General features: G+C 57.7%; 10 protein-coding genes. 3 read left to right on the forward strand and 7 right to left on the reverse strand.

The window, feature by feature from the left end; all coding sequences use genetic code 11:
- The first annotated feature begins 58 nt into the window (after window positions 1-58).
- Window positions 59-5,011: an NEL-type E3 ubiquitin ligase domain-containing protein gene (locus tag AC07VO_RS17405; RefSeq protein WP_495007643.1), complete on the forward strand. Its 4,953-nt coding sequence runs from the start codon at window positions 59-61 to the stop codon at window positions 5,009-5,011.
- 51 nt (window positions 5,012-5,062) lie between these two features.
- On the opposite strand, the gene AC07VO_RS17410 is transcribed toward AC07VO_RS17405, so the two are convergent.
- The 7 genes from AC07VO_RS17410 to AC07VO_RS17440 form a co-directional block, all read right to left on the reverse strand.
- Window positions 5,063-6,277 carry a hypothetical protein gene (locus AC07VO_RS17410; protein ID WP_018926645.1) on the reverse strand — a complete coding sequence of 405 codons (1,215 nt, stop codon included), beginning with the start codon at window positions 6,275-6,277 and terminating at the stop codon, window positions 5,063-5,065.
- A gap of 38 nt (window positions 6,278-6,315) precedes the next feature.
- The gene (locus AC07VO_RS17415; RefSeq protein ID WP_495007644.1) at window positions 6,316-7,563 is read right to left on the reverse strand and encodes a hypothetical protein; all 1,248 of its coding nucleotides are present in this window, start codon (window positions 7,561-7,563) and stop codon (window positions 6,316-6,318) included.
- A 24-nt stretch (window positions 7,564-7,587) separates the two neighbouring features.
- Complete coding sequence (locus AC07VO_RS17420; protein ID WP_457327279.1) at window positions 7,588-8,088, reverse strand: CS1 type fimbrial major subunit; 501 nt, start codon at window positions 8,086-8,088, stop codon at window positions 7,588-7,590.
- A gap of 3 nt (window positions 8,089-8,091) precedes the next feature.
- Window positions 8,092-8,832, reverse strand: a complete 741-nt coding sequence (locus tag AC07VO_RS17425; RefSeq protein ID WP_457327278.1) for a molecular chaperone — start codon at window positions 8,830-8,832, stop codon at window positions 8,092-8,094.
- A 41-nt stretch (window positions 8,833-8,873) separates the two neighbouring features.
- Window positions 8,874-10,157: a hypothetical protein gene (locus tag AC07VO_RS17430; protein WP_457327277.1), complete on the reverse strand. Its 1,284-nt coding sequence runs from the start codon at window positions 10,155-10,157 to the stop codon at window positions 8,874-8,876.
- Window positions 10,157-12,679, reverse strand: a complete 2,523-nt coding sequence (locus tag AC07VO_RS17435) for a CS1-pili formation C-terminal domain-containing protein (RefSeq protein ID WP_457327276.1) — start codon at window positions 12,677-12,679, stop codon at window positions 10,157-10,159. The genes AC07VO_RS17430 and AC07VO_RS17435 overlap by 1 nt, the downstream gene beginning before the upstream one ends.
- Before the next feature lie 109 nt (window positions 12,680-12,788).
- Window positions 12,789-13,277, reverse strand: coding sequence for a CS1 type fimbrial major subunit (locus AC07VO_RS17440; protein ID WP_018926651.1), 489 nt, complete (start codon window positions 13,275-13,277; stop codon window positions 12,789-12,791).
- A gap of 517 nt (window positions 13,278-13,794) precedes the next feature.
- Between AC07VO_RS17440 and AC07VO_RS17445 the strand changes: the two genes are divergently transcribed.
- On the forward strand, window positions 13,795-14,376 hold the full coding sequence (locus AC07VO_RS17445) for a PadR family transcriptional regulator (protein ID WP_064616276.1): 582 nt from the start codon (window positions 13,795-13,797) through the stop codon (window positions 14,374-14,376).
- Window positions 14,373-15,164: a siderophore-interacting protein gene (locus AC07VO_RS17450; RefSeq protein ID WP_064616274.1), complete on the forward strand. Its 792-nt coding sequence runs from the start codon at window positions 14,373-14,375 to the stop codon at window positions 15,162-15,164. Before AC07VO_RS17445 ends, AC07VO_RS17450 begins: the two co-directional genes overlap by 4 nt.
- The last annotated feature ends 51 nt before the right edge of the window (window positions 15,165-15,215 follow it).

Below are 15,215 nucleotides of genomic sequence, written 5' to 3' on the forward strand. Positions count from 1 at the left end.
GGGCCGTCACTACGCTTTCATCCAGAGTCGAATTCACCCGACATTCAAGGATGCTTCGTTGCGCAGGGCGCGGGAACTGAGCCTCACACAAACCCGTTCCGGACAATGGATCAGGACCGCCACTCAATCTGCTCACACACAGTTACAAGATGCCAACCTTGAACTCTGGTCTGCCCAGAACAAGGTGGATCGGTTTCTCGAAGAGTTACAAAACGTTGATGACTTCGCTGAACCCTTGCTCACCGATGCATTGATGAAACAGTACGGGGTCGATGTCGATGTCAGAACCACTTACTTGCATCTTTACTTACCCAAGGAACGCCCCTGGTATGCCATCGACGTCACAGGCGGCGTCGTCACCCGAACCGTCTCCCTGCTGAACGCTGCCCTGCACAACTTCGCACGCAGCGAAACCTGCGAGCCGGATTCCGACTTCATCAGCCAGCCCGATGAGCGCGGTCTGTTCGACGTCCTGCCGGTCAAACGCAAAATGTCCATCGCCCAGTTCCAGACCCTGTGTCGTGAGCTGGACATTGGCGCGCGCTATACCCGATACCTTGAAGACCGCTTGCTACCCGGCGATGCCGTCGCCAGGCGTTTTCTGCAACTCAAAATCATCGACAGCGAGAAAGCTGCCTTTAAGGCAGCCGTTCAACAAGCGCTGATGACCGGCGACATTGATGCCGATGCGAGCGACCTGATCCTGAAGATGCTCGATGGCCAGCGCAACCTCACCCGCAAGGGCCGGGTGATGCATTTCGCTGAACTGTCCATTCTGGACAGCCGGCTGGCCGGGATCGTATTGATCACACCGGACCTGTACCGTGAGCACAGGCGAGAGGTCGTGCCGATATTCGCGTATGTCCCGCAAGACCCTGAACATCCGTTGAAAGAGTACCCCTCAACGGTCGCCTTCATGAATGAACTGACTCGCCAGCTGCGGGACAACCCGCTCATCTCGTCCACTGGAATGACTTATCGCCAGTTCTTCAGCCGGTTCGTCGATCAGCCGGAGCGAGGGCATTTTTTCGGCGGGTTGCAGCAGCGTCTGTTCGAGGTGAAATGGCATCAGAAAGATCCGCTGGATCCAGGGCCCAGCTGGCGGGAAGTGCCGGTCGAGCAGCCCAATCTTCGTTTCAGCGCCACACCGATCCGCGGCGAATTCTGGAAATACCGCTTTGAGCAGAAGCTGAACAAAATCCTCAATGACGCCCGACACATCGCCGTGTCCACCGCCGACACCGATCGCAATGCCCGATGGGCCTGGTGGGAGAATTTCAAGAAAATAGTCTCGGACATCTTCAACGTCGCCCTGATGGTCGTCACACCGTTCGTGCCGGGGTTGGGGGAATTGATGATGGCCTACACCGCCTATCAGATCGCCAACGATGTCATCGAAGGCTTCGTCGACATGACGTTGGGGCTGTGGAACGAAGCCGTCGAGCACATCGTGGGTGTAGTGGAAGATGCCATTCAACTGGCGGCGTTCGCCGCCGGGGCAAACATTGGCGAGGTCGTGCGTCTGAAACTCTCGCCACTGATCGAAGGCATGAAACCGGTCACGCTGCCCAATGGCGAGCCACGCCTGTGGCATCCCGATCTGCGGCCTTACGAACTGCCGGATGTGAAGCTGTCGGCCGACTCCGGTCCTGACGAACTGGGCCTGCATACCCACCAGGGCCAGGACATCCTGCCGCTGGATGACACCCACTTCGCCGTGCAGAAAGACCCGCAAACCGGCAACTACCGCGTCAAGCATCCACACCGCGCCAATGCGTATTCACCCGAGTTGCGACACAACGGCCTCGGCGCCTGGACTCACGAAGGCGAAAACCCGCGAGCATGGAGTACGCCGAAACTGCTGCGCCGTCTCGGCCACACCGTCGACGGTCTGACCGACGCGGATCTCGAACACGTGCGCATTGCCAGCGGCACCGACGACGGCGCACTGCGCCGGATGTACATCGACAACACGGCTGCGCCACCGCTACTGGACGACAGCCTCGAACGCCTGCACCTCCAGCGCCAGGCCCGGAACGGCATTGAACGGATTCGCACAGGGCTGGCGCTGGATCCGTCCTCCTACTGGTTTGAACCGCTGGCGACCTATCTGGACGGCTGGCCTGCGGATAAATCGCTGAAGGTTTATCACAACGACGACCTGACCGGTCCCTTTCGCCAGTACGGCAATCCCGAGGCAACGGCGGGGCAGACGCTGGCCACCAGCCTGTCGCACCTGTTGAGCGACCAGTTTGCGCCAAGCCTCGTCAACTTCCTCGATGAAGCGGAACTGCAAGCAGTACTCGGCCGGCCAATGGCGAAAAGCGAACAGGTGCAAGCGCTGCGCGATCGGCTGGCGGACGAAGCCAATCGCCTGCTTCCAGACATCGTCAATCAGCTGTACCAAGGTGCACAAGCATCGGACGATCCCCGGGTCAGGCTCGTGCGCCATGAGTTTGCACAGCTGCCGTCCCGTGCGGTGAAGACCCTGCTGAGCCGTGCCGACAGCCCTGACCTCAAGCGAATGGAACAAGAGCAGCGCCTGCCTTTGAACATCAAGATCCGCGCCCGTGAAGCGGACTTCGAAGTCCGGGCAAACCATGCCTATGAAGGGTTCTACGACGATGCGCAGCGGGTGCCGGAAACCGAAAGCCTGGTGCTCAATGCGCTCAGGATTCATTCCGACACGTTCAATGAGTTACGCATCGAAGTACGCGAAGGCAGCGATGCCGGCCCCCTGCGCTGCAGCGTGGGTACGCAGGACGCGTCGACCGTCCGGATACTGGTCCGGGATGAGGTGAACCGCTTCGAAGTCTGGGACGCGCAAAACCACAAATTGCGGGAAGCCGCCGATTTTTTCGAAGCGGTGCTCAACGCCTTGCCGAAAAACAAACAGACGCAATTGGGTTATCGACCCGGCCAGGGCCGTTTTTTCAAACAATGGGTCATGGTCAAGACCCAGACACCTGCCGAACGCCGCACCGTGCTCCTCGCGCCACCAATCCGTCCGCGGGCGGATCACGAAGACATGATGCTGTTGCGCGGCCCTGGCTTGTCCACCCGCAAAGCCACCCTCACGGAAAGGGTGCGGGACCTCTACCCCCACTTCAACGAACGAGAAGCCGATACCTTTGTGCGATCCCTTGGCTCGCCGGAACAAGGGCATCAGACCCTGACACGACTGGACCGCGAACTGCATGATCTTGAGGTGCTGCTCAATAAATGGCGATATCGGCAACCTGATAGCTGGGGTCCGGATCGCCAAGGGTTCGTCCGCGGTGGCGGGCTGCACATCAGCGAACGGCTCATCGATTGTTTCAGGAGAAAGCCCACCGTATTCGGCGAGCGCAGCACCACTTCCGATGGCGGCTATGCACTGGACCTTTCCACGGAAATCGACGCTGTCGACCTCAAGCGTTGGTGGAAGGAACTGCCGGACATCAAGCACTACCTCGATCAGATCACCACGTTGAACCTGGACCGCACGACGTTCTCCCAGAAAGCCTCCGGCCTGTTGAAAGACTTCCCCCACCTGCGGCAACTGAGCGCCCGCGGTTGCGGCTTGACGCAGTTGCCCGACAGCATCGGCAAAATGCATTACCTGCGCACGCTACGCCTGATGAACAACGACATCAGGCTGACGCCGGCGTCGGTCGAGCAGCTGCGAAACCTGACCCGTATCGAAACACTCAGGCTCGATGACAACCCAAGGCTGGGGATGCTGCCGAACGTTGAGCGCATGCCCAGGCTCAGCATCCTGAGTCTGAGCAACACGGGGGCCACCACGTGGCCCGACGGGCTCTTTGCGCCCAACAAGCGTCGGCCTCGAGGATTTTTTCTGGATCTGCAGGAAAACCCGATCAGGATCATTCCCACCGTCGTGCCCGGCTCTGACGATGCGTTTATCGTGGCGCGGACCCGCCTGTTCGAAATGAACCTGTCTCAGGCCAATGTCGTCAAGTTCCAGGCGTATCGACGCTCGGTCGGCATCTCGCCCACACAGGTCTATACCGACGCCGCCACCGACGCGATGGCCCAATGGCCGATGAAGGATGACTCGGAGTGGTGGAGTGCCGAAGTCTCCGGGTTGGGGACCTTCCGCCAGGAAGCTTGGCACGACCTGATGTCCGAGCCTGGCTCTGAAGGGTTTTTCGCCTTGATCCAGAAACAGACCACCTCGGCCGATTACCGGGCCGGCGGTGAATTGCGTAATCAACTGAGCAGCCGGGTATGGCGAATGGTCGAAGCCGTCGACCTGGACAGCGAGTTGCGCGCCGATCTGTTCGAAATGGCAACGTCGCCCACGACCTGCGCCGATGCGGGAGCCCAGATGTTCAACCACATGGGCATCAAGGTGCTTGCCTCCGAAGCCTATGCCTTGTCGACATCGGGCGCCATGCTGGAAAGCAGGTTGGTCAGGTTGGCAAAAGGGGCGGCCCGTCTTGCGCGGGTGGAAGATATTGCACGGGCCGATTTCGCCAAACGTCCGGGCGGCGACGAAATTGAAGTGTACCTCGCCTATGAGAGCGGCCTGGCGCAACGTCTCGATTTGCCGTGGCAATCGACATTGTTGCGGTATCCCGAATTGGCCAGGGTGAACGCTGAAATGCTCGACACGGCGTTCGACACGGTAATGTCGATGGAAGCCGGCGACGGGTTGGTCAATGGAATGATCGAACAGCCGTACTGGGAGAAATACCTGCGTGACACCTATCCCGCGGAGTTCCGGCGCAATGCCCGGATGTATGAACACAGGACCGACCTGCTGGATGAACTGCGCGAGGCCCAACGCGCCTGGGCCGGTTCCAAAGAGCAGTTGATTGTGCAACGACGCGCGCTCAAGCAGCGGTTACTCGACCTTGCCAGTCAACTCAACGTCCCGGAAAGCCTTGTGCTCACCGGCGAGGAAATGACGGACGAGGTCTATGGCGGTTTGCTCAACGACATCGGCTACGAGGAAAAACAGCTGAGCCGTCGGTTGACCCGAGCGGCGCTGCAAAACGCCGGATAATCAGCCCCCGCCCTGAAGGCGATCATGCCTTCAGGGCGTCTTCCACTGTTATCACACTTCGGAGTCCCATATCACGGTGATGTTTCCGGAGTATCTGGACGACACCCCGGGCTGGATCATGTACTCCACATAATTGGGTGCAATCTCGAAATGCAGGGTACCTGGCGCGCGATCCACGTAGAAACCGGGTTGGAATTTCTGGGCATTTGCCTGCCCGACATGCAAAGGACGCCGCGTGACCGGTTGCCCGAAGATATCCGTCAAACCGTTGGGCAAGGTGACGCTCAGTTTCACCACGGCAGGTCGCTTCGAAACGGGGTCGAGAATCATGCAATCGGTTAATCCGGTGATTTGACACTGAAGCTGCATCTTGAAACGGCTGGACGAAGAAATGTTGAAGGTTTGATCACGAAACAACCGGGTCGGTTTTCGCCCCTGGGTCAGCCAGGCCTGCCATCCCCCTGACGGAACGAGTTCCACTTGATTGCCGCCTGGGGGAATATCCACCTTCAAGGTGTGCTCGACATTCAACGTGAAGTTGAGGGTGATCAAATCGTCGTCAGGCAACATGACATCGCCCATGTCGAAATCCTGATGCGGCCCGACGGTGTAGTTCAGCACGCCACGATAGGTGCCTGCCGACATCTTGAGCGGGTTGGGCGTGGCCAGCTCGTAGCTGAACCCCGTGTTTTCATAAGCGAACTGGTAGTCCTGGGTAATGTCCTTTTGTGCCTGCTTGGCACACACACCCGCATTGGCCGGCACTCGCCAGAAGAACGCATAGTACAAGGCAGTGCCATAACCCACCCCGCCATATCCACAAGGGGGAGGCGCATTGACCCAGGTACTTTGCCAGACCCCTGTGGGCAGAGGCGTCTTGATCGTGTAAGCGGCCCCGATCCCGTTCACGCGCATCCTGAGCGTCTCGGACTCTCCGGTCACGTCGTGCACCACCGTGACGTCTCGCCAGGATGAAGGAACCCGGAACATCGCGCCCCGACGCTGCTCATGCAGCGCCGGTATATCTGCCGCCGCCCGGAAGCGAACGGGCAACAAAATGCTGAAAACACCCTCCTCGCAGTACTCGGGATGATCTCCGCAATACCCGCCCTGAGGGGTCGTATTGATAAAGGTGTTTTGCATCGGCTTCGCCGGATCGGGACGAAATACCGCGGTCATTTCAACGGTGCTGGCGACCGCGGTCTGCATGAACGCACCCGCCAATCCCAAGCCGCTCAGCTGGATGATTTTCCTGAGTATTTCCATGATTGCTGCACTCCTTTTCACTGCATTGGCGCAAGACACTAGACTTCTGAATCCCATATAACTGTCACGCGTCCCGAATACCGTCGTTGTTGTCCGGGGCGAATCATTTCTGCCACTTCACTGGCGGGTATTTCGAAATGCAGGATTCCCGGTTTGCGATCCACATAAATCCCTGGCATGAACAACTGCGTGCCACTGCCGTCCAGGCGCAATGGCCGACGATTGACAGGTTGGCCGCCCGCGTCCGTCAAGCCATGGGGCAGACTGACGCCAACGTTCAATGGCACAAAGTCGCCGGACAACGGTTCATTTAGCGAGCAGGTATTACCCAGGACGTACTGGCACTGCAACTGCATCTTGAAACGTGAACTGGCGGAAATGTTGAAGGTCTGGTCGCGGAACAGCAGCGTCGGTTTGCGCCCTTGCGTCAGCCAGGATTGCCAGCCACCCTGCGGGACCAGTTCAACACGACTTCCACCAGGAGGCACCTCGATCTTGAGGGTGTGCTGTACGTCCAGGGCGAAGTTCAACGTCAATGAAGGACTGCTGGGCAGCATGATGTCGCCCAAGTCGAAATCGCCGTGGGGGCCGATCGTGTAGGTCAAGTTACCTAGATATTTTCCCGAGGACATGCCCAAAGGGTTAGGGGTCACCAATTCATACGCAAAATCGACATATTCGTAACGCATCCACGGCACGTCGAATTTCGCCTGTTTCTGGCATGAAACTTCAGAAGGTGTTTTCCAGAAAAAACGATACCTTTGTGGCGCAAAAAAAACCACGCCACTGTATAGGCAGGGTGATGGCGCATTCACCCAACTGCTGCCCCACAATTTATTATGGGCCTCTCGATAATCGTTACCTGCGCCCACCAGCTGAATCACATCGTCAGTAACATAGGCAGAGCCGAACCCGGCGATTCGAACCTTCACGGTTTCCGGCTCGCCTGTCGTTTCATGAATGACCGTCAGCTCTCGCCATTGTGCCGGGACCTTGATCATCGCGCCTTGCCGGGCATCACCATGATTGGCCACGATTGGTCCGCTGGAGTCGAACTCAATAGGCACCCGCAGACTGAACATCGCATTGTCCCGGCATTCGCTGGGATAGCTGGCGCAGTAACCACTGGGAGGGGTGTCATTCTGGAATTGGTTACGCTGCGGATTCGCCGAGTCCGGCTTGAACGAGGCTTGAATCTGTACCTCCTGCGCCCAGACCGATGACAGCGATCCCAGGAGCACGGCCATTGCGCCCGCCCATGGTTGTAACGCTTGAAAACGAATCATCCCTTGCGCCCCACACAATCGGTATCAGGCATCCGGCATCACCGCGTTGAAGATCATGTTGACGCTGCCAAAGTAATTGCCGGGCTTGTAAACCCCATCGGCAGGCGGCATCGGGAGGATTTCCAGCACCACGCGTTTACCAGGCGCGGCCTCGGCCATGGACACCACCTCGCTGCTCTCGTGCTCGCTCAACTGTTTGCCGTTGAACAGCACCCGCAAGGCAATGTCATGGGCGTCGGTGCCGTTGGACAGATACGGTCGGCCTTCCAGCCGCGCCTCGATCGAGCCCGCTTCGTTCTTCACATCGAAGTACTTGCGCAAGCCACCCAGTGTCGACGACGTCAAGTTCCAGGGCAGTTGCTGTTCGCGATGGATCCAGCCCGGGTCCGATGGAATGACATAAAACGCCTGGGTCGGAATCGTCACGAACACTTCGAAGGTGTGCTCTTCCCGGGCGGCGAAGACATCAGCGCTCGTCCACATCGCGACAACCGACAAAAAGACCTGGGTCAGCTTCCTGCTCATGGGTTATCCCTTCACGTCCAGTTTTTTGCTGCGTTCACCTTCAACCAGGGTGAAGCGATATTCGCGACCGGCCTGTTTTTCGAACTCAAAGGTACGGCCCGCGAGGATGTGATGCTTGGTGGTGGGCTGGCAGTCCTGCTCGTTTTTAACCGAACAATCCTTGAACTCATCGACCACCACCACGCTGTTGCCGTTGTTGCGGATCCGATACGTGCCTGTGTTGTTTTCAATCGCACTGTCGAAGCGTGTTTCCTTTGGCCGTACGAAAAACACCGCGCCATAACCTGCCAGTACGGTGACCCCGGCCGACAGGGATTTTTTGTAGTCCTCCCGCTCTTCGCCGGACACCGCGAATTCGTCCTCCTTCTCCGGCACCACGGGTACGAATCGCACCCGGAAATAACGCTCCCTGTCCCGTTCGCCCATGAACAGCAGACGGGTGCCCTGCATGCCATTGGCAGGCACGATCAGTCGCGCGGGACTTGCCATCAAACCATCGCGGGACTTGCCGTCGGTGTTGGATTTGAGCGGCACTTCCTGCGACTTGCCGTCGGCGTCGTAGAGAATTTCGAGAATGTTGACCTTGACGAACGCCGTGCTGTCGCCGCCATTGAATACACGCTTCAGATAGGTGCTCTTATCACCGTCCAGATAATCGTAAACGGTGCCGATATTGATACTCGGTGCGGCATGAACCGTTTGGGCAAACAAACAAAAACCCATTAAGGCTAACAAGCTCTTCATGTTTCAGTACCTCACTTAATAAACTTGAATATCGAAAACAATCAAATTTCCGAATCCCAGATAACCGTTACATTGCCGGAATAATATCGTGATCGGCCCGGCCGAATCATCTCAGCCACTTCGCGGGAGGGGATTTCGAAGTGCAGAGTCCCCGGCCTTCGCTCCACATAAAAACCGGGTTGAAACAGCTCGGTACCACTACCATTACGAAGTAGTTGTCGACGGGTCACTGGTTGCCCACTTGCATCGGTCAAGCCGTGAGGAAGACTTACGCTGATATTCAATGGAACAACGTGGCCCGAAATTGGCTCTTGCAAAGAGCAGGTATTGCCATCCTGGGTGTACTGACACTCCAGCTCCATTTTGAAACGCGAACTGGCCGAGATATTGAACGTTTGGTCCTTGAATAAACGCGTCGGCTTTCGGCCTTGTTGCAGCCAGGATTGCCAGCCACCCTGCGGGACCAATTCCACACGATGACCACCGGGTGGAACTTCAACCTTGAGCATATGCTCAACGGTAAGTGTGAAGTTCAGCGTTAGAGAGTCTTCACTGGGCAACATGACATCACCCATATCAAAATCCTTACCCGGGCCAACGGAGTACTGAATACTTCCGGTGTAAGTACCTTGCGACAACTTCAAGGGCTCAGGGGTTTGAAGCTCGTAAGCAAAGTCAAAAGACTTATAATCAAACTCTGGAATAATGTAGTTAGGTGCTTTATGACAAGTGCTACCCGCCGGAGTAAGCCAGAACGTTTCATGCTCCCTCATATTTGTACTCGCCATTATCGCCCACTGACAGGGTGACGGAGGACTCAACCATAGCCCTCCTTGCCATAGAAGTCCGTGAGCGGCGTGAGAACCCAAATCTGGACGCCCAACCAAATCGCGTGCATCGTGGCTGAGGCGATAGTTAACCGCGAAACCAGGCATACGTACTTTCACTTCCGCCGTTTCAGTGCTTGCCCCCCCCATTTTGGTAACTGTCAATGTTCGCCATTCCGCCGGGATGCGGAACATTGCGGCTTCGCGGCGATTGGTCTCATGGACCCGGATTGGTCTGGTTGCAGTGAATGTAATGGGTGTCCTGAAACTGGACAGTCCTCGTCGCTCACAGGCCGGTTCGTTACCCTGGCAGAACCCGGTGAACTTCGTTGTATTGATAAATTTATTGACCAGCGGGTTGGATGGATCCGGACTGAATTTCGCTTCTATCTCCATGACAGCCGCTTCGCTCACTGCCCCCAGCAATCCAGACAACATCAAAACGTTGGCCGTCCGTTTGAGTAGGCGTATCACGCTGATTCTATCCTCCACGCCCACTAACCCCGTCTTTCAGATAGATAAGTCGCATCCGCCAACGTATCCGGCGTGCAACGCAAATCGCCGATCATCAGCACGTTGTTTTCGGTACGTCCACTGTTCGGGTCCAGGCGGAACTGGCACAGCAACTGGCTGCCGTGGCGCACTTCCAGGGTTGGCGAACCGGCATTCATTTCCATGGAGAAGAAACCGTCCACTTCGCTCACCCCACGGCTGGCGTGGTTGATGATGTGATGGCCTTTGAGTGGGTTGCCCTGCGGGTCGATCAGGCGCCCGAGGACGGTCAGGGTTTTCATCACTTTCACCTGGCGATATTCCACACCGCCCTTGTTCAGGTGATAGCTGGAACGGGCCGGTTGGATGGTGGCGGCGGGAACGTGGTTGCCCTCGAAATCGAAACTGACCGAGCTGCTTTTGTACGCGGTGATCGGCACGAAATTGCGCCCGGGCTTGAGCACCGCGCTGCCACCGCTCAAGTCATCGGCGCGCAAGGCGATGTCCTCGATGTCCGACTCCACGTCGATGATCATGCCGGCACCGTTGCGGTGATATTGGCTGGTCATGACCATTTTTTGCCCGCCGACGGCCACGGTGCTGTCGAGGTTCAAGCCTCCGGTTAGGTCGTTGTTGAAGGACGAGCGCTGGATGAAGCCGTCGCCGTTGACAAGGTCAGAACTCATGGTCGCCATGGCATTCAACCCGATGCCGTAGGTGTCGGTGATGGCCGTGGCGGAGACGCTTTGCAGCAGATGGTCCTGAAGGGTTTTGCGGTAGGTGATCGAAGCGTTGTTATCGCGCCCGCCATCACGGTCGGTGCGAGTGCCTATGCTGCCGGAAAGCTGTTCACCGGGGCCACCCAACGCGATGTTGACACTCAAATCGATACCCCGATTGCGGTCGTCTCCCGAACTCACGCTGCCTGGTCGATCAAACAGCGACAGGCGCCAATTGGCGTCACTGCCAAACAGTTGGGTGCGCTGGGTCCAGCCCAGATCCACGCCCGTCCCGTTGGTGTTGCCTTCGCTGTGGGACACCCGGGCATTGACCGAGCTTTTGCTGTTGAGTCGATGGTTTATCGACAGGGAAGAGTTGCTGGTCTGGCCAATAAATACATTGCGCTGACGCACCCGCGTGCCATCGGGCAGCGTGTCGTACAGCCGGGTGGTATCGAGCCAGCTACGGTTATGGCTGGCGACGATGCTGCCGCTGCCATAGGAATAAAGCCCTTGCACGTCGAAGCCGGTACCGTAGTCCTCGGTTTTGTAGACGTTGGCATAGACGCTGGCGTTGTTGACGATTGCCCAATCGACCGACGTGCCGTACTGCAGAGCGTCGCGCACCTGTCGACCCGACAGGCCCAGGATGACTCGCGGGTGCAGCAGGAAGTTGAACGCGGCCCCCGCCGTCATGTCGCCGTCGGCCTGCTCTTCCCAGTTACTGAGCAATTTCGATTCGCGGCCGGCGAACAGGTTATAGCGCCAGCGCTCGTCATGGTTACGCCAGTTGTTGGGTTTGTAGACCAGCTCCAGGGTGCTGGAGGTGATTTGGCCGTCTTCGATCAGACGCACTTCCACTTCATAAATACCGCCGGGCAGCGGACGCGTATCGAGGGTCTGCAACCCGGCAGGCACCGCCTGGGTGTTGATCAGCAAACCGTCGCGGTAGATCTCCACCGAACCCTGTCGATTGGCGGTGACGTAGATCGGATAGACCGCCGGTTTCGGGTTGTTGATGGCCAGGCTGTCGGAGCTGCCGTACATGACGCCCAATGCGGTGTCGGGGCTCGCGCCGAAGGCACGTGGCTGACGGGTCAGGCCTTCGGACGTGGGTGTGAAATAGCCCAGGCGCAGAAAATTGCCCTCCAGCTCCCGCTGGGTAAAGAGCTCATGCACCGCGTGATACAGCTTGTTATCCAGACCGCCCAGTCGAGACAGTTGCATATTGACGGCCTGGCTCCAGTTACCCAGGCTGCTGCTGGCTTCCAGGCCGTAGCGCCCACCCAGGTCCTGGTTCTGCCCGCCGTTGAGGTTCAGCTGGTTACGCACGATCAACCCGGTGCTACCATTTTCGGGCAGGTTGTAATAACGCTGTACCTGATCGTCGCGCTCAGCGTTTTGGGTGAGGATCGACACCAGTGAGTTTTCAAGGCTGTAGTGCACGGCCAGCAGTTGCTCGGGGCAATTGGCCTGGCAGCCACCGAGCGCCACTCCTTGTTTCAGATAGTTGGCCCAGATGTCGCGTTCACTGGGCTTGATCATGCTGTCGCTGACATCGGCGAAGTCAACGAGGGTGATGCGATCGTCGCGGGTCAACACGACCATCGCCTCACCGAGAAACTGTTGGTCAAGTTCCACGCGCACCGCCAGTGGCACATCAAAGAAATGCTCTTCGAATTCGGTCGGCAATCCCTTGGCCTGCGCCAACAGACTTCGAGGTGTATGGCCGTTTTCCGTGGGCGCGGCCAGGGCAGTTGCACAAAAACATAGGGCAAGCGCCGTCGCGATGGGCGTCATCGGGAACATGAACGAAATACTCTGAAGATAAATTCGTTGAAACCCGATCGACAGGCAAAACTTGCCCGCCGATCGGTAAGTGTTATGAATTAAGGATGAACCTTAGTTAATAACGGTATTACGGAATGCGAGGAATGGCATCGAAGATCACCACTGGATTGGCGGTGTACAGGCCATTCTGGGTGTCGGTTGGTTTGGCAGCGGCAATCACCAGGTCAGCTTGCATGCCGCCGTTGGACTCGGAGTCACCGACCACTTCCTGCGACACGCCGGTCAGGGTTGTGCCATTGAACATGTAACTCAACGCGATGGTGTTGATGCCGTTGGACAATGGCTGTGGGCCGCCTTCGACGTAGGCGCCGACCGAACCGTTGGTGTGTTGTACATCATAAGTCGCACGGATTGGAGTCAGCGTACCGGCCCCCAGTACGTAGGCCATTTTTTCATCTTTACCGAAGTTCGGGTCCCGCGGCTGAGCATGGAATACCTTGCTAGGAATGGTGGCGCTGATGTTGATGGAGGTGCGCGATTCTTCCGCAGCGAACGCTACCGAAGAGCTCAGGGCCAGCAGGGTCATCGGAACGGCGATTGCAAACTTCTTGAACATTGTTGAGTACCTGTCTTTTTCAAAGGATCGGACCGTGGAAAGTCACAACAAGCCAACACCCGGCACGAAGCATGGCGTTTTGGCTTAACTTTCGACGCCGGAGAATGATCGACCAATCGCTTGAGAAAGTAAGTACGTAACTTCCGAAGAACATGTAGTAACAACGGCTCTCGAACAGCAGGAAAAAAGTTAAAGAAACAGTAACTTTATTGTTTTGCCCTCAGAGAAATACTACACACAGTTTTAACTGAAAAAACACACAGACAAGAACTGATTTAAACTTCCGTAAGACCAATACTACTGTTCGCACACGAATAGACCAGCACTAAACGGAAGAACTTCATAATTAGTTCAATTACTCTAAAAATCAAACCTTCGTAGCATCCTCGTCACTCCCGTGCGCTCCCCACTCGCGCCTTTCCCCAAGCCCTCCAATCTCGACCGTTGGTCAAAAACGCTTGCGCCAGCCTAAAGATATATCTTAAGTTGTATCTAAACACGACGAGAGAAAGCAAAAATGAGAGACCATCATTCCCCCCACCGCGAACACGGCGACGGCCGCGACGGCTTCGAGAAACGCCCGGGTCCCGGCCGCGAGCGCGGCGGTCGCGGCCCACGCGTATTCGCCCCTGGCGACCTGAAATTGCTGCTGCTGGCGCTGATCGCCGAGCAGCCGTGCCACGGCTATGACCTGATCCGCCAGATCGAAAGCATGTTCGACGGCGCCTACAGCCCCAGCCCTGGCGTGATCTACCCGACCCTGACCTTCCTTGAAGAAAGCGAATTGATCCTGGGCGACGCCGAGGGTGGCAAAAAACGCTACAGCATCACCGACGCCGGACGTCTGTCATTAAGCGAGCAGGCGATTGCCCTGGACGGTGTGCGCATGCGCATCGAAGTCAGCAAGCGCTCATTGCGCGGCCAGGACCGCCCGGCCGAGATCCATGAAGCGGTGCACAACCTGCGTCATGCCTTGCAAATGCACCATGGTCGCTGGAGCCCGGAAGAAATCCTGCGGGTGCGCGACCTGCTCAACAACACGGCCAAAGCCATCGTCGACGGCCCCACCGTTCAACCCGTTTCGGAGAAAGTCGAATGACCGACGTTATCGTGCCATCCCAAACCATTCACCGTGTCAGCCACGAGATCAAACGCCGTCGCCTGCAAGTGCTGCGGGTGGTCGACCTGACGCCGCGCATGCGCAGGATCACCCTGGGCGGCCCGGAACTCGCAGGCTTCGTCAGCCTCGGCACGGATGACCACGTCAAACTGTTGTTCCCGCAAAACGCAGCGGAACAGGCCGCGCTGGAAACCCTGGTACTCGGTGCCGGCAAGGACAACGGGCCGATGCCCGCAATGCGCGACTACACGCCCCGTCGTTACGACCTGGACACGCTGGAACTGGACATCGACTTCGTGCTGCACGGCGACGGCCCTGCCTCGACCTGGGCCGAGCAGGCCAAACCCGGCCAGTTCCTGCACATCGGCGGGCCGCGTGGCTCGATGATCGTGCCGGACATCTTCGACAGCTACCTGCTGATCGGCGACGAAACCGCCCTGCCCGCCATCGCCCGCCGCCTCGAAGGCCTGGCCGCCAATCGACGTGCACTGGTGATCGTGGAAGTGGAAAACGGCGCCGAACAACAACGCCTGGAAAGCGCCGCGCAGGTCGATGTGATCTGGGTGCTGCGTGAAGGCGGCAGAAATAACCTGCTGACCACCGTGCAACAGATCAAAGTGCCCGCTGGCAATCTGTATGCGTGGGTGGCGACCGAAACCAAAGTGTCGCGGCAGATCCGCCGGGCATTGCTCGATGAGCACGGGCTGGACGAGCAGTTTGTGAAGGCTGTCGGCTACTGGCGGCTGGAAGACAGCGACGAGGAATAAACGCCACGCTGTGGCTGCATGCTTTTTGTGGCGAGGGAGCTTGCTCCCTCG

This window comes from Pseudomonas sp. GW821-FHT03E01 (assembly GCF_059420765.1).

Excerpts from the sequence above, each read along its gene's own strand:
- AC07VO_RS17410 (WP_018926645.1), bottom strand. The coding sequence starts at position 6,277 with ATGGAAATACTCAGGAAAATCATCCAGCTGAGCGGCTTGGGATTGGCG.
- AC07VO_RS17415 (WP_495007644.1), bottom strand. The coding sequence starts at position 7,563 with ATGATTCGTTTTCAAGCGTTACAACCATGGGCGGGCGCAATGGCCGTG.
- AC07VO_RS17420 (WP_457327279.1), bottom strand. The coding sequence starts at position 8,088 with ATGAGCAGGAAGCTGACCCAGGTCTTTTTGTCGGTTGTCGCGATGTGG.
- AC07VO_RS17425 (WP_457327278.1), bottom strand. The coding sequence starts at position 8,832 with ATGAAGAGCTTGTTAGCCTTAATGGGTTTTTGTTTGTTTGCCCAAACG.
- AC07VO_RS17435 (WP_457327276.1), bottom strand. The coding sequence starts at position 12,679 with ATGTTCCCGATGACGCCCATCGCGACGGCGCTTGCCCTATGTTTTTGT.
- AC07VO_RS17440 (WP_018926651.1), bottom strand. The coding sequence starts at position 13,277 with ATGTTCAAGAAGTTTGCAATCGCCGTTCCGATGACCCTGCTGGCCCTG.
- AC07VO_RS17445 (WP_064616276.1), top strand. The coding sequence starts at position 13,795 with ATGAGAGACCATCATTCCCCCCACCGCGAACACGGCGACGGCCGCGAC.
- AC07VO_RS17450 (WP_064616274.1), top strand. The coding sequence starts at position 14,373 with ATGACCGACGTTATCGTGCCATCCCAAACCATTCACCGTGTCAGCCAC.